17 protein-coding genes and 1 riboswitch are annotated in these 20,204 nt (G+C 49.8%); of the genes, 8 read left to right on the top strand and 9 right to left on the bottom strand.

What is annotated here, in order from left to right:
- Positions 1-55: 55 nt before the first annotated feature.
- A complete protein-coding gene (hisS, locus tag HMPREF1647_RS05625; protein ID WP_035432882.1) occupies positions 56-1,366 on the bottom strand; it encodes a histidine--tRNA ligase in 1,311 nt (436 codons plus the stop codon).
- A 334-nt stretch (positions 1,367-1,700) separates the two neighbouring features.
- Between hisS and sufC the strand changes: the two genes are divergently transcribed.
- Genes sufC through HMPREF1647_RS05595 form a run of 6 tightly spaced genes read left to right on the top strand, consistent with a single transcriptional unit; the run spans position 1,701 to position 7,354 of the window.
- Positions 1,701-2,468, top strand: coding sequence for a Fe-S cluster assembly ATPase SufC (gene sufC / locus HMPREF1647_RS05620; protein ID WP_035432880.1), 768 nt, complete (start codon positions 1,701-1,703; stop codon positions 2,466-2,468).
- Entirely contained in the window at positions 2,468-3,886 is a 1,419-nt protein-coding gene (sufB, locus tag HMPREF1647_RS05615) for a Fe-S cluster assembly protein SufB (protein ID WP_035432878.1), read from the top strand. Before sufC ends, sufB begins: the two co-directional genes overlap by 1 nt.
- On the top strand, positions 3,886-5,079 hold the full coding sequence (locus HMPREF1647_RS05610) for a SufB/SufD family protein (RefSeq protein WP_035432876.1): 1,194 nt from the start codon (positions 3,886-3,888) through the stop codon (positions 5,077-5,079). The genes sufB and HMPREF1647_RS05610 overlap by 1 nt, the downstream gene beginning before the upstream one ends.
- Positions 5,079-6,350, top strand: a complete 1,272-nt coding sequence (locus HMPREF1647_RS05605; RefSeq protein ID WP_035432874.1) for an aminotransferase class V-fold PLP-dependent enzyme — start codon at positions 5,079-5,081, stop codon at positions 6,348-6,350. Before HMPREF1647_RS05610 ends, HMPREF1647_RS05605 begins: the two co-directional genes overlap by 1 nt.
- A gap of 18 nt (positions 6,351-6,368) precedes the next feature.
- The gene (gene sufU / locus HMPREF1647_RS05600; protein ID WP_035432872.1) at positions 6,369-6,899 is read left to right on the top strand and encodes a Fe-S cluster assembly sulfur transfer protein SufU; all 531 of its coding nucleotides are present in this window, start codon (positions 6,369-6,371) and stop codon (positions 6,897-6,899) included.
- 2 nt (positions 6,900-6,901) lie between these two features.
- The gene (locus tag HMPREF1647_RS05595) at positions 6,902-7,354 is read left to right on the top strand and encodes an RrF2 family transcriptional regulator (protein WP_035432870.1); all 453 of its coding nucleotides are present in this window, start codon (positions 6,902-6,904) and stop codon (positions 7,352-7,354) included.
- A 299-nt stretch (positions 7,355-7,653) separates the two neighbouring features.
- On the opposite strand, the gene HMPREF1647_RS05590 is transcribed toward HMPREF1647_RS05595, so the two are convergent.
- Both HMPREF1647_RS05590 and fba read right to left on the bottom strand, forming a co-directional pair.
- On the bottom strand, positions 7,654-8,616 hold the full coding sequence (locus HMPREF1647_RS05590; RefSeq protein WP_187468929.1) for a hypothetical protein: 963 nt from the start codon (positions 8,614-8,616) through the stop codon (positions 7,654-7,656).
- 661 nt (positions 8,617-9,277) lie between these two features.
- Positions 9,278-10,150 (bottom strand): class II fructose-1,6-bisphosphate aldolase, encoded by an 873-nt coding sequence (fba, locus tag HMPREF1647_RS05585; protein WP_035432865.1) that lies wholly within the window; start codon positions 10,148-10,150, stop codon positions 9,278-9,280.
- A gap of 265 nt (positions 10,151-10,415) precedes the next feature.
- Here fba and HMPREF1647_RS06835 point away from each other — a divergent pair, with 265 nt between their 5' ends.
- Complete coding sequence (locus tag HMPREF1647_RS06835; protein ID WP_052039161.1) at positions 10,416-11,357, top strand: hypothetical protein; 942 nt, start codon at positions 10,416-10,418, stop codon at positions 11,355-11,357.
- Between the two features lie 82 nt (positions 11,358-11,439).
- Positions 11,440-12,861, top strand: coding sequence for an aminopeptidase (locus HMPREF1647_RS05575; RefSeq protein WP_035432863.1), 1,422 nt, complete (start codon positions 11,440-11,442; stop codon positions 12,859-12,861).
- Positions 12,862-13,026: 165 nt separating this feature from the next.
- On the opposite strand, the gene HMPREF1647_RS05570 is transcribed toward HMPREF1647_RS05575, so the two are convergent.
- The 6 genes from HMPREF1647_RS05570 to HMPREF1647_RS05545 form a co-directional block, all read right to left on the bottom strand.
- Positions 13,027-13,887: an ABC transporter ATP-binding protein gene (locus HMPREF1647_RS05570; RefSeq protein ID WP_035432900.1), complete on the bottom strand. Its 861-nt coding sequence runs from the start codon at positions 13,885-13,887 to the stop codon at positions 13,027-13,029.
- A 31-nt stretch (positions 13,888-13,918) separates the two neighbouring features.
- Positions 13,919-14,971 carry an ABC transporter substrate-binding protein gene (locus tag HMPREF1647_RS05565; protein WP_035432898.1) on the bottom strand — a complete coding sequence of 351 codons (1,053 nt, stop codon included), beginning with the start codon at positions 14,969-14,971 and terminating at the stop codon, positions 13,919-13,921.
- A gap of 36 nt (positions 14,972-15,007) precedes the next feature.
- Entirely contained in the window at positions 15,008-15,781 is a 774-nt protein-coding gene (locus HMPREF1647_RS05560; RefSeq protein ID WP_035432861.1) for an ABC transporter permease, read from the bottom strand.
- Positions 15,782-15,802: 21 nt separating this feature from the next.
- A riboswitch (TPP riboswitch) is annotated at positions 15,803-15,915 on the bottom strand.
- 74 nt (positions 15,916-15,989) lie between these two features.
- Positions 15,990-16,628, bottom strand: a complete 639-nt coding sequence (locus HMPREF1647_RS05555) for a sugar O-acetyltransferase (RefSeq protein WP_052039160.1) — start codon at positions 16,626-16,628, stop codon at positions 15,990-15,992.
- A 100-nt stretch (positions 16,629-16,728) separates the two neighbouring features.
- Entirely contained in the window at positions 16,729-17,517 is a 789-nt protein-coding gene (locus tag HMPREF1647_RS05550) for a phosphotransferase family protein (RefSeq protein WP_396415969.1), read from the bottom strand.
- 201 nt (positions 17,518-17,718) lie between these two features.
- Positions 17,719-20,190 (bottom strand): Cna B-type domain-containing protein, encoded by a 2,472-nt coding sequence (locus HMPREF1647_RS05545; protein WP_052039159.1) that lies wholly within the window; start codon positions 20,188-20,190, stop codon positions 17,719-17,721.
- Between the last annotated feature and the right edge of the window lie 14 nt (positions 20,191-20,204).

Raw genomic sequence — 20,204 nt, 5'->3', positions numbered from 1 at the left:
AGGCAGTTCATGCCTAAGACATGAGAGGTTTAAATTTGACTTCCAGTCCTATTTGTTACTGTCTTGCTTTAACCTCAACAACAAGCTGGTCAACAGGTATCTGTACCTGCTCGTGAGACTCCATATCACGAAGGGTTACCGCACCGGCTTCAACCTCATCTGGACCAATAACCACGCAAAGCGTTGCGCCCATCTTATCCGCCTGCTTAAACTGAGCCTTCAGCGAACGACCAGTGCGATCAGCCTCGCATCTAATGCCAGCCTCACGCAGTGCCAGCACAGCATCAAATACAACAGGAGCCTGTTCAACACCTGCGCAAGCAACATACACACAGCTTGGAGCTGCGGGCTCAGCTGCAACACCAAGAGCTTCCAGCGCCAGCATAATGCGCTCAAAGCCAACAGCAAATCCAACGCCTGGAGTTGGCTTTCCGCCTTCAAGCTCAACAAGACCGTCATAACGGCCGCCACCGCCGATAGCGCCAACGCCAGCGTTTGGAATCTCTACCTCAAAAACAGTACGTGTGTAGTAATCCAAACCGCGAACAAGCGTTGGATCCTCAACGTATGAAATACCCGCAGCGTCCAAATATGCCTTGACCTGCTCATAGTGAGCACGGCAATCATCACACAGGTTGTCAGAAATCAGTGGAGCATCCTTCATAACCGCGTGACAGCTCTCGTTTTTGCAGTCAAACGCACGAAGCGGATTAATCTCTGCTCGCTCAAGACAGTCCTCACACATCTCATCCTTGTGATCAAGAATGAACTGCTTGACCTTCTCGCGATATGCTGGGCGGCACTCCGCGTCACCCATGGAGTTAATCATGAGCTTCATATCAGCTGGCGAGAAGCCCATCTGCTCGTAAAACTTCATCAACATGATGATGGACTCTGCATCGGCAGCTGGATCAGAGGCTCCAAGCCACTCGACACCTACCTGGTGGAACTGGCGCAGACGGCCTTTCTGAGGACGCTCTCCCCTGAACATTGACTCAGCGTACCAAAGTTTTGCAGGAGTTCCTCCCTGTGGCACAAAGTTGTGCTCAACAGCAGCACGGACCACACCAGCAGTTCCCTCAGGACGCATAGCCATGCGCTGACGAGGCTTAAGACCGGACTCATTGCCGGCAGCTAGCAAATCATCAAGTAGCGCGCCTGAAAAAACGCGGAACATCTCTTTGCGTACTACATCGGTCGACTCACCAATGCCGTGAACAAAGGTGTCTACCTGCTCAAGTGCAGGAGTCTCAATGCGGTCAAAGCCATAAGTACCAAACAGATGGCGGGCAACATCTTGCATATGCTCCCAAGAGCGCATATAGCCGCCGTAAAGATCTTCGGTACCTTGAATTCTCTGACCCATGAATCCTCCTTGTTACAAACATAGATGTTTCTAGTTTACCCATGAGAGACAGCTCTGGCGCAGAAAAGCTTTTATAACTTTTGAAACCTATGAAAAAATCCGATTATTTTCTAGAAAACGTGAAAAAGTGCGTATGTGAGGGTTGCTTTTTAATTCCTACCATTTAGTATGAATTAGCGGATTTTGGGGTATGACAAAAACATCGGTGACATTGGCGTTTGTCTTTGCCACAAAACCGCACTAGCACAAGGTTTTGCTCGCCCTAGAGCTGTCCAAAGTGGCTAGTCACAAACGTATCACGTGCTTGCACGTAGAGATATTTGGAGAGAGATTTATGGCAACTGAACTACTCCGTGTAAACGGAATTTCCGCAGGTACCGAGGAGAAATCCATCCTGCATTCAATTGATCTGAGCATTGGTGATGGCCAGGCTCACGTTCTGATGGGACCTAACGGCGCAGGTAAATCAACACTTGGCCGCGTCATTATGGGTGATCCTACCTATAAGATTACCGAAGGTTCTCTTATCTTTAACGGCGAGGATGTAACTGAGCTTGCTGCAGATAAGCGCTCCCTTGCGGGCATCTTCCTCTCCTACCAGGCACCTGTTGAGGTTCCTGGCGTTCCTCTTTATTCATTCCTGCGTACCATTACACAGATGCGCCCTGAGCTTAAGATGACTGCTCGTCAGTTCCGTCAGCGTGTTGGTCAGATTTCTGATCACCTTGAGCTTGACCAGGGCTTCTTGATGCGTGAGCTTAACGTTGGCTTCTCTGGTGGCGAGAAGAAAAAGGTTGAAATGCTCCAGCTTCTGCTGCTTCAACCTAAGCTTGCCATTCTCGACGAGACAGACTCTGGCCTGGACGTTGACGCGCTCTCCGTTGTCTCAAAAGGCATTCAGGCTTATCGCGAGACCTGCGGCGGCTCCCTGCTCATCATTACTCACAACACCCGCATTCTTGAGCGCCTTGAGATTGACCGCACTCACGTTATGGTTAAGGGTCACCTGGTGGCAGATGGTCCTGCTGACATCATTAACCAGATTGACCACGAGGGCTTTGAGCGTTTTGAGAGCCAGACTGATGAGGGCGGTGCTAACTAGTGAGCGAGAAGAAGCGATCTGAGGTCGCTGACGTAGACCGCTCGCTCTACGACTTCACCAAGTCCGAAGAGGGTTACGAGCGCTACGATGATGGCCTTACGCCAGAAATTGTGCGTGCTATTTCCAAGAAAAAAGAAGAGCCCGAGTGGATGCTCCAAATGAGGTTGTCGGCTCTGGAAACCTATCACCAGCGCCAGATGGCTACCAACTGGGGACCTTCTATTGCAGGTCTGGATTTGAATCATATCTCCACGTATGTCTCGCCAAAGACTCAGGAGGCAAATAGCTGGGACGACGTACCTGAGGATATTAGGGATACCTTTGATCGTCTGGGCATTCCACAGGCAGAGGCAGAGAGCCTTGCTGGTGTTGGTGCTCAGTACGATTCTGAGATTGTCTATCACAACATGCGTGAGGAAGTTGCTGAGCAGGGTGTTATTTACACCACTATTGAGGATGCTCTACATGATCCACAGTGGGAGCCCGTTGTTAAAGAGTACTTTGGCAAGCTGATTCCTCCTTCAGACCACAAGTTTGCGGCGCTGCACTATGCCGTGTGGTCTGGCGGTTCTTTTGTCTATGTTCCTAAAAATGTCACTCTGGACTACCCACTTCAGAGTTACTTTAGGCTGAACGCTCAGGGTGCTGGCCAGTTTGAGCACACGCTTATTATTGTTGAGGAAGGTGCTGACCTGCACTTTATTGAGGGCTGCTCCGCACCTAAGTACTATGCAGCAAACCTCCATGCAGGGGCTGTTGAGCTCTTTGTTAAGGACGGCGCTCGTCTGCGCTACTCGACCATCGAAAACTGGTCCAAGAACATGTACAATCTCAACACCAAGCGCGCCATTATTGGCAGCAATGCAAAGATGGAGTGGGTCTCGGGCTCTTTTGGAAGCCACGTTTCCTACCTCTACCCTTCTACGATCATGAACGGCGATTCTTCTAACTGCGAGTTCACCGGTATTACGTTTGCAGGCGCTACGCAGGACCTAGACACGGGCTGCAAGGTGATCATCAACGGCTCCAATAACTCAGCAAACGTTGACACTAAGTCCATCTCCAAGGACGGTGGCGTCAATACCTTCCGCTCTACAGTTACCGTTGGCCGCAAGGCAGAAAACGCTCGCGTGGCATTCTCGTGCCAGTCTCTGATGCTGGATAACATCAGCCGTTCCGACACCATCCCAGAGATGGATGTCCGCAATGCAACTGCTCAGATTGGCCACGAGGCAACTATTGGCCGCATTTCTGACGACACCGTTTTGTACCTGATGAGCCGCGGCTGCTCTGAGGCTGAGGCTCGCACCATGGTAGTAAACGGATTTGCAAACCCTGTCTCAAAGGAGCTCCCAATGGAGTACGCCGTTGAGATGAACAACCTGATTAAACTTGAGATGGAAGGAGCGATTGGTTAATGGATAACGTTTTGATTAATCGCGCCAACGTTCCTGCAGCTCAGACATGGAACCGTCTACGCGCAAACTCACTGTCAGTTACCGTCCCTAATCACGCTGACGCAGGCAAAGTCTACCTGCCTCTGCCTCGCCTTTTTGAGCGCATTGAGTGTGGAATGGGCCAAGAGGTTACTGACTACGTAGAGTCACAGGCATTCAAGTCTGATTTCTACAACGTTCCCGCTCGTACCAAGCGAGAAGAGCCTATTGTTGTTGCTGTTTCTGCAGCTCAAAATCAGTGCGCTAATACCGGCATCATTGTGCGCGAAGGTGCTGAGGCTACCGTAGTCATCGCAGCGTTTGCAGGCGATGTTGACGGCGACGCACCTACAGGCAGCGACGCGAACGACGATGCGCTTCCAACCAGCGCTGCGCTCACCCGCATTGTGGTTGAGGCTGGTGCAAAACTGCACCTTATTGAGATGCTTGGCGTCAATGAGGGCCAGCAGCACCTTGAAAGCGTTGGCCTTGAGATTCACCAGGACGCTGCTGTTGACGTTAAGCAGTACGCTCTGGGTGGATCAACCATCGGTCTTGGCCTTACCGCCAACTTAGTTGGCGCTCAAGCTCGCCTTGACCTTAACAATCGCTATCACGCTACTCACGAAGAGACGCTTGATATTAACCACCTGGTACGCATGCGTGGTACCTCTACGCGCGCGCTGCTCACCGAGTCCGGCGTCCTTAACGAGGCAGCTAAGAAGACGCTTCGCGCAACTATCGATCTTGTCCGCGGTGCAAAGGATGCCCAGGGCAACGAGATTGAAACGGTCATGATTCTTGGTGACGACGTTGTCAACAAGACCATGCCTGCTATTCTCTGTGATGAAGACGACGTTGCTGGTAACCACGGCGCTACTATCGGATCCGTCTCCCCTGAGCAGCTTGATTACCTTGCGGCTCGAGGACTTTCTCACCAGGCTGCTGAGCAGATGTTTATACGCGCTCTTTTTGAAGACGCCATCATCAACGCGCCTGAGGAGATTTCCCACCGCGTGGCTGTTGAGCGTTGCGAGGCTGAGCTGGGCGCAGAAATTGCTCACGACTATGACGGATCTGCAGCTAGTGACGACGCAGCTGGCAACTCCCTGGCTGCCAGTGATGGCAGGAATTCCGACGCTGAAGCCGATTCCAGCAAAGGTGGTGTCGCGTAATGACCGACGCAGAAGTTGCTCAGATTACCGATAACCCTTACAAGGCAGATTTTCCAATTCTGGCAGCAAACCCAGAGGTAGCTTACTTGGACAGCGCTGCTACTTCTCAGCGTCCCCATGCGGTTATTGAGGCGCAGTCTGGCTTCTACGAGACCATGAACGCAAACGCTTTGCGCGGATTGTACCGTTGGAGTGTGGAAGCAACCGCAGCTATCGAGGGAGCTCGCGCTTCGATTGCAAAGTTCATTGGAGCTGTCGATAAAAACGGCAAGCCAGAAAGCCAGCAGATTATCTTTACGCGCAACACTTCTGAGGCGCTTAATCTGGTTGCTTCAAGCCTTGGCCGCTATGCACTCAAGCCAGGCGATGACGTGGTCATTTCCATTATGGAGCACCACTCCAATATCATCCCATGGCAGCAGATTTGTAAAGCTACCGGCGCTAATCTGGTGTACCTGCGCATGAATTCGCAGTACCAGATTACGCCTGAAGAGATTGCGTCAAAGATTACCGAGCGTGCCAAAATTGTGTCTGTCACACACGTCTCCAACGTGCTGGGCACCCGCAATGACATCAAAGCCATTGCCAAGCGCGCTCACACTATGGGCGCCTACATGGTTGTCGACGCCGCCCAATCCGCACCTCACATCCCTATTGACGTGCATGATCTTGACTGCGACCTGCTGGCTTTCTCGGCACACAAGATGTGTGGACCTATGGGCATTGGCGTGCTCTGGGGTCGTGCAGAGCTGCTTGATGCCATGCCACCGTTCCTTACTGGCGGCGAGATGATTGATTCCGTCACCGAAACCAGCGCCGTTTGGGCTCCTGTTCCCGAGAAGTTTGAGGCGGGCACGCAGGACGCCGCAGGTATCTACGCTACCGGCGCCGCTGTCGAATACCTTAACGGCTTAGATATGGCAAAAATCGAGAAGCGAGAAGAACTTCTCGCCAGGTACTTGGTACAGCAGCTGTGCACGCTGGACTTTGTAGATATCGTTGGCTCTAAGCTGGGACAAAATCACGTGGGCGCTGTGGCGTTTAACGTGCGCGGCGTTCATCCGCACGACGTCTCGAGCATCCTAGACATGAACAACGTTTGCATTCGCGCTGGTCATCACTGCGCCGAGCCGCTTCTGATTGAGTTGCACGAGTCCAGCACCTGCCGCGCATCCGTTGCGTTCTACAACGATAAACACGATATTGACCAGCTCATCGAGGGTCTTAACCAGGTATGGAAGATCTTTGGTAGCGCGGTCAGCAACAAATAAAACAAGGAGTTGAAATAAGTGGCAGCAAACGACCTGTATAACGCTGAGTTTATGGACCACGTTTCTCACCCCGATTACAAATACCAGATGGATAATCCAACTGTCTCCCACGAGGGTGTTAACCCTTCTTGTGGCGATGAGCTGACGTTTTCCGTGCGTATTGAGAACGGAAAGATTGCCGAGGCTGCTTTTGTGGGCAGCGGATGTGCGATTTCTCAGGCTTCGGCCGATATTATGAGCGATCTGATGATCGACCGTACCCCAGAAGAGGCCATTGAGCTCTGCAAACTCTTTGGGCGCATGATTCGCGGAGAAGAAACTGACGAGGCTGTGCTTGACCAGCTGGAAGACGCCAACATTCTGCACGACATCGCACACATGCCTGCACGCGTTAAATGTGCCGAGCTGGCATGGCACACGCTCGAGGAGATGCTCGAGGCTCACAACAGCGGTTCTACTGCAGCCGGTGCGTCTACCACCGAGGACGGTACCGAGAGTAAGCGCGCTGAGGACGGCGCCGAGAGCAAGCACGCCGAGGACGGCGAGTAGCCGTGGCCGGAATGTTCTCTACGAAGGGAATGTACGCACTCCGCGCAATGGCTGACCTGGCTGTTCACGAGGGATGGGTCTCGCTGGGCGACGTTTCCGAGCGCCAGAACATCTCGCGCAAGTACCTTGAGCAGGTCATTGCCCTGATGCACAAGGCTGGATACGTCGAGAGCCTGCGTGGAAAGGGCGGCGGCTATCGCCTCACGCGCAAACCCGAGGACTACACGCTGGGTGAGATTCTTCGCGCAGCCGAAGGCAATCTTGCGCCCGCTAGCTGCTTGAACTGCACAAACACCACCCTCTGTCCCCAGATGGAGTCCTGCACCACCATCAACATTTGGCGTGACCTTGGCCGCATGACCTCCAGTTTCCTGGACAGCAAGACGCTCGCGGACATCGCCCAAAACGAAGGCAACATGCACGTCTCCCCCGCCGACAACCCTACCGCTGAGTAAGCGTTTAAGCTGCGGTTTTATTGTCGTGTGCGGTGGGGCGTGCACAGCGAGAAGACCTTGGAGTGCACCGGGTTTCTCGCGAGAAGTGCGCACGGGCAGCGCGCTTCCTGTGTACTGAATGCGCGCTGGATGTGTGCCGAGTGCGAGCCTGATTTCTGCAAAGAATCTGTAAATTTTGCCTAAGAACATCAAAGAATCTGTGGATTTGCCTGATTTCATCAAAGAATCTGTGTCAGATTTACAGATCCTTTGTACTTTTCAGGCAACTTAAAAGAGTCACAGGCTCGCTTGTCCTGAATTTAGCAGAGCTTTTCTAGTTCACTCCACAATTTGATTCTTTTAGCTCTTTCCATTTTTCTGCGATCAGATGATGTATGTCTTCTTGGAATATCAAGTTGATTTCTAATTGAATTAAACATGTTATCCATAAAAACGATGTCATCATACTCAGCTTTTTCAATAACAAATTCCATTATTCCAGCTGAAACGAGTTCGTTATTACGCCGATAGTCGCGCGTTGAAACCTCTGCTAATTCATGTACGGCTCCATTGTATTCAATGGCTGCTTGTCTATTTGTGTCTGCATCGTAGTTACCCTTTGAAAGCAATAGATCGATAGCCCTTGTTTTCTCTGTAAGTATTCTGCTCTTTAATTGCTGAATCCTTACTTCCTTATTTAGCTCAACCTTAGGAATTGCATAACCACCTGCGGACACAGGAAGCGAAGCGCGAAGAGCAAGTTTGACTTCCATTGGAGAAGCAGCATTATCAAAAGAATACAATGATGCTAATCTTGCATTCCTTATTCCGCTGCATCTAGAAACTGAGGATAAATAACGCTCAAAGTCTACCTTTTGAAAAACTGGATCATACCAATTAGATCTTAATTCAGAAGTAGATGGGTCGATAACATACCTGCCTTGGAATTCTGAAATTAGCATCACTGTTTCTAGTAATGTTTGTTCTTGGGCCATTTCAATCATGAGTTCAAAAGGTGACGCCACTTTAATCGCTGATGTACCAAGACTCAACTCCATACACGGAGTTTGCGCAAAATGAGACGAAGTGTGAAATTTTATTCTGCTCGATTGGTAGGTATTTTTCTTCTCGTCAACTACCAACTCAATTGGCTCAGTCAGCATTATTCCTAAGCTAGAAAATACCTTCTCCTTGATTTGACCAAGCTCCAAAGTTAAAAACTCTGTATGAATTCCAGTACTCGAAAAGTCATGGTGAATCAATCCGTGACCCTTAATTCTCATAGCACGGAATAATTGTAGAGCGGTTGTATGTGATAGATAAAATTCCATGAATACATAGTATTTTCTTAAGAAAAACTTGCAACTTATGTCGCTGATTGTAGATAAGTGACATTTGTTGTAAAACTGCAGGTCAGGCAAATTTGTCAGAAAATCATTGCCACTAAATGTCCAGCTAGCAGTGTTAGACCTTCCCTGCGACGTATTCTTGGTCAAATTCCGGTCAAATTCAATTTGCGCCAAATTCGCAATTTTCATTTCTGCTGTACGAATGTACTGAGGCGAGAAGATCCAGTTTTCCTTGTACAAAAATTGCCTAAAAAGTTAAAAGAATCTGTAAAATGGCCACAGAATCTTTGACAAAATCAGGCAAATCCACAGATTCTTTGCCAAGTTTAGGCAAAATATACCGAATCTTTTCACTTTTCAGGCACGTGATTACCCATCTTTTTGATCATCCAGCGCTTCAAGCGCGTCTTGCACACCTATCGCACCCGCATCTCGCGAGAAGAACGTACTAGACGCATGTCTTTCGCACATGCCAGCCCAAACAAAAAAAACGGACCTGGAGAAAATCCAGGTCCGTCGCTTTAACTAGCTGCGAGCGTGCGTCGCATCATCGCATCAACGTGCCAACGCCCGCGCGCCCAGCATATGCCGCAGGTTAGTTCCAAGCCTTACCGTCGGAACCAAACTCGCGGATGAGCTCCTTGGTGCGCTCGACAATTGCCTCGCGACCAGGCTTCAGAAGCTTACGAGGATCGTAGCCCTTGCCGTTGTCAACAAGGCCAGCCTCAACGTACTTCTTGGTTGCCTCAGCAAAGACAAGCTGAAGATCGGTGTTGACGTTGATCTTGGAGATGCCCATAGAGATAGCCTTCTGAACCTGCTCTACAGGAATACCGGTACCACCGTGGAGAACAAGTGGAAGATCGCCAACGCGCTCCTTGATAGCCTTGAGCTGATCGAAGGAGAGACCCTCCCAGTTAGCTGGGTAGATACCGTGAATGTTGCCGATGCCGCATGCAAGGAAGTCAACGCCCAGGTCAGCAATCTTTGCGCACTGCTCAGGATCAGCAAGCTCGCCCTTAGCGGTTACGCCGTCCTCGGTACCGCCGATGCCGCCGACCTCAGCCTCAACAGAAATGCCCTTTGCGTGAGCTGCCTTTACGACCTCTTCGGTGCGCTTAAGGTTGGTCTCAAAATCAGGCTCGTGAGAACCATCGTACATAATGGAAGTAAATCCAGCCTCGATGCACTTGAATGCATCCTCATATGAACCGTGGTCAAGGTGAAGAGCAACTGGAACGGTGATGTTCTTGTCCTCAACAAGACGACGAACCATGTCTGCAACAACGCGGTAGCTTACCTGCCACTTTGCTGCACCGCTGGTGCACTGGATGATGACAGGAGACTGAAGCTCTTCTGCTGCATCAAGGATTGCTGCGGTCCACTCAAGGTTGTTCTCGTTGAATGCGCCGATGCCATAGTGGCCCTTCTCGGCACTCTGGAGCATGGCTTTTGCGCTTACAAGCATGCTAAACCTCCGTTTGACGGAAAACTGATACATATAAATGATACCTTGTTTCATCACCTTTGATACGGTCGTTTTTAACAAATACATGGCGAGAAACACGCGCATAAGAAAATCGCTTAGTTACTCACAGAACTTCTCGCCATTTCCGACACTGAAGTTGTATGTTGGATGAAACTTAATGCCCTCTGATGTTGCGATTTAGCGACGAAACATTACATCTTCACAAAAATGAGGTAGGCTATCAGTTCGAAGAAAGGAGCATCTTGTGAGCTATAAGCACTTTGATGCAGACAAAACTCGATTAGCTTCGCCTGCTCAGCCTACAGATGAGGCAACAAACGAGAAGCCCAGCCTTCTTAAGGACGTCTCAATTACCCAAATTTTGGCAACATCGCTTGCTGCGGTGACTGCGTTTGTACTGTCAAACCAGATTGGTATTGCAGGCTCGATTATCGGTGTGGCCGTCGGTGCCGCCGCCTCGGCGCTTGCTTCGCAGATTTACCAGAACGTTATCAGGCGCTCCACGCATAAGTTCCGCGCTAGCGACAATGATGAATATAACCAGCAGGCATATCCAAACAGCAGCCAAACAACGCTTGAAGGCACACAATATATGCCTCGAGCACAATATGCACCTTCTCGCGATTATTATCCCAACGCTGACTCTGGTACAGGGCAGTCGTCGCAGGTAAATCGCACACCAACACTGTCTCGCAAGCGCGTAAGAGCGCTGACTATCGTGACCATTATTTCAATTATCTTTACCATTTCTGCCGTCATTCTTTATGCAATGTTCCTCAGCTATATCACCGACGGATCTGGCTTGGGACCTAAGGTCAGCACAACCCCAGTTGTGACGGAAAAAACTACGAATACCAGCAATTCGACGGATAAGAAAGACGATTCCAGCTCTTCTAGCGAGAAGACCGACGAGTCAAGCAAGTCCACTGATTCCAAGGATTCCTCTTCGGAGAGCACTGACTCCAAGAAATCAGAGACCACCAGCTCCGACAGCTCGTCTAGTTCGGAAAAGACCAGCGACTCTAGCAGCTCAAGCAGCTCGTCTGAGAGTAATTCTTCCAGCAACAACTCTGGAACGGGCAGCTCAAACAGCAATTCTGGTTCCAATCAGAACTCTGGCTCTAGCAATAGTTCTGGCAGCGGATCCAGTGGTTCTGGCTCAAACAGCTCCAATGGTGGCAACTAAGTCGCGGTCTCATCACGGTCGGCGCAACTAACAGCAACAACAAACAGCAGCTCACACAGAGCTTGCTGCAGAAAGGATGGGTATGGAAACCACAAACGCATGGAAAAAGTACACCTCGGAAGACCTGGACAAACTCCAGTCGTTTACCGAGGGCTACAGAAAGTTTATCTCCGAGAACAAGACTGAGCGCGAGTGCGCCGCAAGCGCTATCAAGCTTGCCGAAGCAGCAGGTTACGTTAAGCTTTCTGACGCCATCGCTGCAGGTAAAACCCTCAAGGCTGGCGATAAAGTCTATGCAGACATTCGCGGCAAGTCCGTCATCTTTGTCCAGATTGGAACCAAGTCCCTGGAAGAGGGCCTAAACATCCTTGGAGCTCACATCGACTCCCCTCGCCTGGACGTCAAGCAGAACCCTCTTGAGGAGCGCAACGAGCTGGCCACCTTTGACACCCACTACTACGGCGGCGTCAAGAAGTACCAGTGGGTCACCATTCCCCTGGCAATTCACGGCGTTCTTGCACTTAAAGACGGTAGCGTCGTAAACGTATGCGTTGGTGAGGACCCAACCGATCCTGTTTTCTGCATTTCCGACCTTCTCATCCACTTGAGCGCTGAGCAGCTTGGAAAGACCGCTTCCAAGGTCATCGAGGGTGAGATGCTCGACCTTATTGTTGGTAATCGTCCACTTGTTTGGGGTCAGAACGGCGAGAAACCCGCCGATGCTGAGGGCGACGAGCCAAAGGAAGCTGTTAAGGCTAACGTCATCAACATCCTGAAGGACCTCTACGGCATTGAGGAAGCAGACCTTCTCTCCGCTGAGCTTGAGATTGTTCCTGCAGGTCCTGCTCGTGACATGGGCTTTGATCGCTCCATGATCTTGGGCTACGGTCACGACGACCGCAGCTGCTCCTACCCTTCCCTGATTGCGCAGCTTGAGTGCGACACTCCTGCACGTACTTCCGTCACCATCCTGACCGACAAGGAAGAGATTGGCTCCGTTGGCGCTACTGGCATGAACTCCCTCTTCTTTGAGAACATCATGGCAGAGGTTCTGGCGCTTGCCGGTTTTGAGTCTCCACTTTTTCTGCGCCGCTGCATGGCTAACTCCTACATGCTCTCTAGCGACGTTTCTGCTGGTTATGACCCAAGCTTTGCTGGTAGCTTTGAAATCAAGAACTCCGCCATCATGGGTCACGGTCTTGCTTTTAACAAGTTCACTGGTAGCGGCGGCAAGGTTGGCTCTAACGATGCCGATGCCGAGTACGTTGCACTGATTCGTCGCATTATGGACAACGCTGGCGTCCAGTTCCAGACCGCTGAGCTTGGCCGCGTTGACGCTGGTGGCGGCGGAACTATCGCATACATGCTGGCAAAATACGGCATGCACGTCATCGACTGCGGCGTCCCTGTTCTCTCCATGCACGCACCTTGGGAGATTGCAAACAAGGCCGACATCTTTGAGGCATATCGCGGTTACCGTGCATTCCTGGAGTTCAGCGAGTAATTAAGCTACACAAATAGGTTTTACGTGCACGCAAATCAAGCTAACAAGAAAGACGTGAGAGACAAGCTCTCACGTCTTTTTCTGTATCAAATCCAAGGCGAGAAACCCGCAGCTAAAGACCACGAGGCGAGAAACCCGCACACCCGCAGCAACGCATCCAGGCAACTATCCCAGCAACGAAAGCACTTCTCGCTTGGCAGCCAAAAACTCTTCGCTCAAATCAAATGATGCTAGGTCAGCACCTTGACCAGCGTCTTTGCCAGAGCCTGCCTCCGACACTGTATCAGCGCAGCCCTGCGGCTCAACAACGCCCACAATCTTGGTTACCACGCCCTGCGCGGGACTGCCCGCCATTACATAAATGCGCGAAGCCATGGCAACCGCCTCATCAACGTCGTGCGTGATCACCAGTACGGAGAGGCCAAACTCCTTCACGGAAGACATGAGCCACGCACGCATTTCTCGCCGTGTGAGAGCATCTAGTGCCGAGAAGGGCTCGTCCAACAGCATGATGTCTGAGCCAATGAGTGCCGTGCGCAGGAACGCAACGCGCTGTCTCATGCCGCCTGAGAGCTCGTGAGGCCAGCTTTGTGCCACGCGCTCAAGTCCACCGCGTTCCAGCATCTCCTGGGCCCGTGCGCGTGCCTCAGAGCGCGAGACGCCCTTCAGCTCAAGCGGAAGCGCTACGTTGTCGATGATGCGCTTGCTTGGGATAAGCAGATCCTTCTGGAGCATGTAGCCGATGTGTCCCGGATGTCCCGTGACGTCAGAGCCATGCAGCAGCACCCTGCCCTCCTGTGGCTGCAGAAGTCCCGCAAGTGCGTGGAGCAGTGTTGTCTTGCCACAGCCCGAGCGACCAACCAAGCAGGTAATGGTGCCAGGTTGCAGCTCAATCGAGATATCCTGAGCAACTACCTGGCCGTTTCCCCAAACCAGCGTAAGGTGGCGTGCTTCAAGCGCTGGCGCGTCCTGTTGCGTCTCGCATGCAGGTGCAGCTCCTAGGCTTTTCTCGCCAGAAGCGTCCATAGCAGCACCTTCTGTTATGTCAATAAGCTTCTTATCCAAGGTACTCACTAGTAAATCCTGCGGATGGGTCAATCTTATTCTCTAGCAGCTGCTGGTTATTGAGCCAGGTGTAGAATCGCTGCCAGCGAGCAGAGTCAATAACTCCCCACTTCTCGGCGTCGTCAATGTATTTGGCAGCCAAGAACTTCTGAGAAGCTTTAACCAGGTCAGCGTCAAGTTCTGGAACAGCTTTGAGTAGAATTTCTGCCGCTTCATCAGGGTTAGAAACGCAGAACTCATAACCTTTTCTGGTAGCGCTTAAGAAGGCCTTAACAGCGTCTGGATTCTCTTTTGCAAAGCCATCATTTACTGCGATAACTGGCGTGTAGTAGTCAAAATTCTGATCAATAGCTGCAAACGCAAAGTAGTTGTACGCAAAGTTCTGAACACGAGCGTTTTGAACAGCCCACTGCTCATACACCCAAACAGCATCAAACATCTTTGCTTTTAGTCCAGATACCTCATCATCTACCTCATAAGGTACCATTTTAAGCGTGGAGGGATCTCCTCCATCAGACTCCATAACTGACCTGATAGTAGCCTGCTCAACAGGGAGATTCCACGTTGCGTAAGTACGATCATTAAGGTCACGCGGACGAACAATGTGATCTTCTTCACGGCTCATAATGCCTGAAAGATTGTGCTGAATGATAGCAGCCACCGCAGTATACGGCAGAGGATTAGATGACGAGAGGCTGTTAGCAATATAGTCCTGGTAGGTAACGCCCATCTGAGCACCACCAGCACCAATCAGCGCGTCCGCACCGTCAGCAGGTGGTTGCTGAATGGTTACTTTGAGGCCAGCCTCGTTAAAGTAGCCCTTTTCCTGAGCTACATAAATGCCGGTGTGGTTGGTGTTGGGGGTATAGTCCAGGGCAAACGTAATCTCTGTGGTACCGCCGGAATTCTGCCCAGCACCCTTGTTTGCGTTGGATGGAGCAGACGGCTGTTCAAGCGAGCAACCTGCGCAAAGTCCTGCTGTCGAGAAACCCATTGCAGTTAGAAAGCCTTTTCTTGTTATACCCTTGCGATTAAATGCGTTCATGCGTGTAATCACTTCTTTCTTTGAGTTCCATCAAAGTTACCGCGCGGATTCCTTGGTTTTCTGAGAGGTATCCCAAGGTAGCGCTCGCTTTTGGACAAGTTCTACGAGCTTCATCAACACCAGTGACAATGCAGAAACCACCACGATTGCTGCAAACATCCTGTCGTACGCAAATGCTTTTCTGACGCGTGTCATATAGACGCCCAGTCCAGCGTCGCCTCCCAGCCACTCTGCAATTACTGCGCCAATTACGGCGTAGGTCACGCTCATTTTGAGTCCCGAGAAAAACTGTGGTGCAGCGGCGGCCAATTTGACGTGCCAGAAAATCTGCCAACGACTAGCTCCCATGGTGGTCATTAGATCAACCATATCGGGGTCAATCGATTTAAATGCCGAGTTCAGCGCCACGGTAATAGGGAAAAACGTTGAAATAGCCACAAGAACAATCTTGGGCAAGAGGCCATAGCCCAACCAAAGCACCAAAAGCGGCGCAATGGTCACAATAGGAATAGTTTGTGAGATAGTTACAAGTGGAGAAAGCAGCTTGTCCAGCGTTTTGAAGAAGTCCATAAGAACCGCAAGCGCAAAGCCAATAAAAACTCCAATGGCCAGGCCAACAAGGGATTCTAAAAGCGTAATTCCGGTATGCGTCATAAGAAGCTGAAAGTCTTTGACCAGCGCAAATACAACCTGAACAGGAGTTGGCACAAGATAATTTGGGATAATTCCTACAACAATGACAAGCTGCCAAAGCGCAAGAAAAGAAGCAAGGGATATGGCTTGCAGTGTAAACTGAGAAAGTTTTTTCATATGCCCTCCTTCTTGTAGTGCGTAAGGACGGCATTGGCTCCCTACGCTGGCATTACCCAGATCAGGTTAATGGGTCGCAACATACGGTGCTGCCTCTCAGCCGGGCCATTTCCCAGCTCCCCGTTACAATTATTATAGCGCGGTCGTCTCTAACATCAAATAAATAGTTAAACAATCCCCTAAAGCCGCGTGCGCCTGCCCAACAAAACTAACCCAAAAGCTCCTTAAGTCCCAGCTTATCCGCCTCAGTAATTTGACGTACAACTTTTGCTGGAGATCCAACAACAAGAGAATTGTCTGGAATATCTTTAGTAACCAGACTATTAGCACCAATTACACAGTTATCTCCGATAGTTACACCGGGAAGCACCGTCACATTTCCGCCAAACCAGCAGTTATCTCCCACTGTGATAGGCAATGCTCGCTCATACCAAGCATTTCTCTCCTCAGCATCTAGAGGGTGTTGAACGGTGTACGCCTTAAACTGAGGGCCCACAAAACTATGGGCACCAAAAGTGATAGGCGCACAATCCATCAAGTATGCACCATGGTTGATAAAGCTATGTGGGCCAATCTTGATATTGAAGCCATAGTCAACATTAAAAGGAGAAACTGCAGCGCTTCCCTCTCCTAGTTCACCGAGAAGTTCGCTCAAAATCTGACGGCACTTTTCTTTATCACTTGGGCGGGTCTGATTGAACTCCCAGGCAAGATCCTTAGCGCGCCAAAACGCAGCACTCTGCTCCTCATCAGAGCCACCACACCACTCACCAGCGCTCATGCGCTCAAGCTTTGATTTCTTATTTTCTGACTTTACGGTGGTCTGCTTTGGATCAATATCGTACATGACTAACTCCTTGTGTCTCTTTATGTAATGACAAGAAGTGTAATAAAAGAAGAGCCCCTGACGAGGCTCTTCTCAGCTAGTTTAAAGTTCTTGTAACCAACTACATTGCATCAAAAACATTTACCCACTTGAGCAGGAACTCTGTTTCTTTTACACGACCGCGAGCAAGCTCTGCTGCAGCAATAATGCCAAGCCATTCATTTACATACTGACGAGTGCAGCCCTGCTTAGTGCAATAAAGATTGATGTATTTCTCGGCAAGTTCCTCATCACCATGAAGAAGCAGGTGCAGATAAGTTGTAGCGCAGTCTGCAGCACCATTGCCTTGTGTCGCATGGGCCCAGTCAAGAATTACAGGAGCGCCATCTTCGGCGAGAATAACGTTGGAAGGAACAAAGTCACCATGACAGACCTTAGTGTGAGGCTTCATACCATCAAGCTTGAGCAGAAGCTCATACCTTGTAGCCTCATCAAGAATATCTGGAATGCTGTTAATCATTCGGGTGAACTTGTCTTTTTGACGAGTAAGAAGCGGTGCCTTATGAGCGTGAATAGCCAGCTCAATATCGACAAACTTATTGAGATACTCGTCCTCTTTTTCTGGATGCTCCTCAATAAGCTGCCTAATTGTTTTGCCTTCAACTTTTCTGGTTGAAACAGCCCAGCAATTACCAACCTTACTAATCTCTACAAGAGAAGGAACGTTGATGCCAGCCTGCTCAGCACGAGTGAGGTTTAAAGCCTCATTCATAATATCAGCAGAAGGTTTGCTTCCGCTGAACACCTTAACAACTGTGTCTCCGTTGTCATACACAACCTTGTTATTACGCTCGACAATTACCTTTTTATCAGCTTTGAGCTCCATAACAACCTCCAATAAGGTACTCATGCAGATACTCACTATCCACCTAGTAGTATTGTCGTTCTTCTCTAATCTCTCCTGGCGAGAAGAACACTCTTATTGGTTAAACGGTTGGCAAATTCGGTGAACGTAAACATCTCCAGTTAAAACAAGGAATCGTCCTTCTGACAAAGATCCCCCGCTTTTTATAAAAGCGGGGGATCTGCATACTAAGTGTATGTGTGTTGCTTACTGCTCTTTACGAGTACGAGCATATGCTCCAACACCAACAAAGCCAGCACCAACTGTTGCAAAAGCAACCATAGCTACAACGCTTGCGTCACCAGTATCAGGCGTGCGATGCTTACGCTTCTTACCAGGCTTCTCTGGAGTTGGAGTTGGAGTAACTGGAGTCTCGGTGTTGGTAATGGTAAAGCCATTAGCCATATCACCAGTTATCTCAGAAGTGTAACCCTCGATAGCATCCTCAGAAACGGTGTAAGCAATGACGTGATTATCTGCTGCGTAAAGATTTACACCAACAAACGAACCGGTCCAATTGTTTGCCTCAGAAAGGACAAGGGTCTGACCAGTGTCAACACCATCAGCAAGCAGGTGAACGGTTACAGAATCCTTCTTTGTACCGTTCCAAACCTTGGTTACTGGGACATCACGAGTCACGGGAGCGTCGGCCTTATTGGTCAGGGTAGTAACGTTACCATTAACCTCAGGAGTCTGAGCAGTCCAACCGACTACGGTTCCTTCTGTAAAGCTCAAAGTTACGTTATCAGGAAGACCGTGGAATGTATGCTCCCAGTTATTAGCTGCAGAAAGCTCAACGGAGTCAACAACATATCCATCTGCCTTTAGATAAACAGTAAGCGTCTCTGGAATAACTGCATCTGGGTTTGCAGAAGTATCCCAAACCTTCTTAACGGTTACATCCTGAGTACCCTCTTCACCAGTAATAACGGTACCGTTGGAGCCAATACCACCACCACGCTGTGCAGTATTTCCAGAAATAATCAGCTGAGCCTTATTCTGTGCTGCGGCGATAGAGCTATAACGAAGATTAGACTCAAGAGCAAGCATATCGGTGTTGTTAACGATATTGCTTACTTCTTCAGTAGTATGACGTGCAGCAGCTGGATCAGCTTCACCAAGGATTGAAGGAAGGTTGATGGTAACCGCGCCATCCTTAGTCCAATGTGCAGAGGCACCACCAAGCATATAATCAGAAATAGTTGCACCAGCAGATTCACCTGCACCGCGAACGGTTGCAATCTCATCACCAGCACCATTTGCGGTGTTGTTGAAGAATGCTACGCCATTTTTGGAGTGGAATTCAGCTACACCGGTTGGGCAGAACCAAGCACCACCACCAATAACAGTTGCGGTGTTGTTCTTAATAAGTGCGTTATTAATGTGGACAACATAAGGAACAGAAGCAACGTAAACTGCGCCGCCCTGGTCATTTGCAGTGTTATTGATAATTTCACCAGCATTAAGGGTTACATTAGCAGATGCAACATAAATACCAGCACCAACACCCTTATCGCCAAGCTGGTTGGTGCCATTACTAGTGACCTTGTTTCCGTCAATAGAGCCACCATTCATGGTGAAGCCAGCGCGATAAATGTTTGGCCAGTTATTCCATGGAGCACCAACCTTGGAATAAGGAACCTTCTGACCACCAACAACACCAACAAACTGGTCGTAGGTAGCAACGCCACCGCCAGCAATGCCAGCAGTGTTGTTCTTGATGATGCCGTTATTCATAACAACGTTGCCGTTCCAGATTACGTAGATACCACCACCGGACTCAGAAGCAACATTATTAGTAATAGAGCCACCGTTGAAGGTAAAGTCTGCCTTTGACTTAGAATCACCAAACTGAGGATTACCTGCGTAAATGTAGACGCCTGCACCTTCAACAGCCTTATTGTTAGTGATATATCCACCACCCATAGTGGCTGTTGTTGTCTCACCGTTTGGATCCAAGGCATAGAGCATCAGACCACCAGAAGAATTAATGGTAGAAGAAGCATCGCCCCCAGTGATGGTTCCGCCAGTCATAGTGAAATCTGCATTTCTTACCAAAACGCTACCGGAGTACTGATTGGTAAGAGTAGTGTTCTGAATGGTACCGTCACGGAGCTCACCTGTTGCACCATTTGCAACAGTAACTGCGCCACCAAGAGCGTTAGCAACCGTGCTGTCCTGAATGGTGCCGCCGGCCATAACAAATTTTGCGCCAGCGCCAGTAGTAAGAACTACGCCGTTATTTCCAGGTGTAGGTTTTGCCTTACCGTTTTTAATAACGCCACGAAGCAAGGTAAAGCTACCACGGTTCTCAACGGCAAATGCAGTGTTGTTGCCATCAATGGTGGCGCCATCAAGAGTAACTGCGCCGCCAGAAGCAATCTTGAACATATAGAAATTAGAGCCGGTCATGGCACTTGTGATAGTTCCAGTACCCATCAACCTAATGTTCTTATTAGCTGGAACCTGGACTGGAGCAGTAATGGTAAAGTCCGCATTTACCTGAACGATAGTCTGCGAACCATCTGCTGGAGCAGCAGCAATAGCAGCCAGCAGCTCAGCCTCTGAGGTAACAGGGGTGGTGTCTGCGAGTGCTTGCTTTGCAAGTCCTCCAACGAGCGAGAGTGCTAGCACAAACGTAGCAACAATCGCCATGCTCCAACGTGAAAGCCTTTTCATGGTAAAACTCCTTG

Source organism: Lancefieldella parvula DNF00906 (assembly GCF_000758945.1).
GTDB classification, from domain to species: Bacteria; Actinomycetota; Coriobacteriia; order Coriobacteriales; family Atopobiaceae; genus Lancefieldella; species Lancefieldella parvula_C.
The sequence above is the reverse complement of the archived record's forward strand: the minus strand, read 5'-3'. Positions and strand labels throughout refer to the sequence as shown.

Coding starts and splice junctions, on each gene's coding strand:
- hisS (WP_035432882.1), bottom strand. CDS start 1,366: ATGGGTCAGAGAATTCAAGGTACCGAAGATCTTTACGGCGGCTATATG.
- sufC (WP_035432880.1), top strand. CDS start 1,701: ATGGCAACTGAACTACTCCGTGTAAACGGAATTTCCGCAGGTACCGAG.
- HMPREF1647_RS05610 (WP_035432876.1), top strand. CDS start 3,886: ATGGATAACGTTTTGATTAATCGCGCCAACGTTCCTGCAGCTCAGACA.
- HMPREF1647_RS05605 (WP_035432874.1), top strand. CDS start 5,079: ATGACCGACGCAGAAGTTGCTCAGATTACCGATAACCCTTACAAGGCA.
- HMPREF1647_RS05590 (WP_187468929.1), bottom strand. CDS start 8,616: ATGAGAATTAAGGGTCACGGATTGATTCACCATGACTTTTCGAGTACT.
- fba (WP_035432865.1), bottom strand. CDS start 10,150: ATGCTTGTAAGCGCAAAAGCCATGCTCCAGAGTGCCGAGAAGGGCCAC.
- HMPREF1647_RS05575 (WP_035432863.1), top strand. CDS start 11,440: ATGGAAACCACAAACGCATGGAAAAAGTACACCTCGGAAGACCTGGAC.
- HMPREF1647_RS05570 (WP_035432900.1), bottom strand. CDS start 13,887: ATGGACGCTTCTGGCGAGAAAAGCCTAGGAGCTGCACCTGCATGCGAG.
- HMPREF1647_RS05565 (WP_035432898.1), bottom strand. CDS start 14,971: ATGAACGCATTTAATCGCAAGGGTATAACAAGAAAAGGCTTTCTAACT.
- HMPREF1647_RS05560 (WP_035432861.1), bottom strand. CDS start 15,781: ATGAAAAAACTTTCTCAGTTTACACTGCAAGCCATATCCCTTGCTTCT.
- HMPREF1647_RS05555 (WP_052039160.1), bottom strand. CDS start 16,628: ATGTACGATATTGATCCAAAGCAGACCACCGTAAAGTCAGAAAATAAG.
- HMPREF1647_RS05550 (WP_396415969.1), bottom strand. CDS start 17,517: ATGAGTACCTTATTGGAGGTTGTTATGGAGCTCAAAGCTGATAAAAAG.
- HMPREF1647_RS05545 (WP_052039159.1), bottom strand. CDS start 20,190: ATGAAAAGGCTTTCACGTTGGAGCATGGCGATTGTTGCTACGTTTGTG.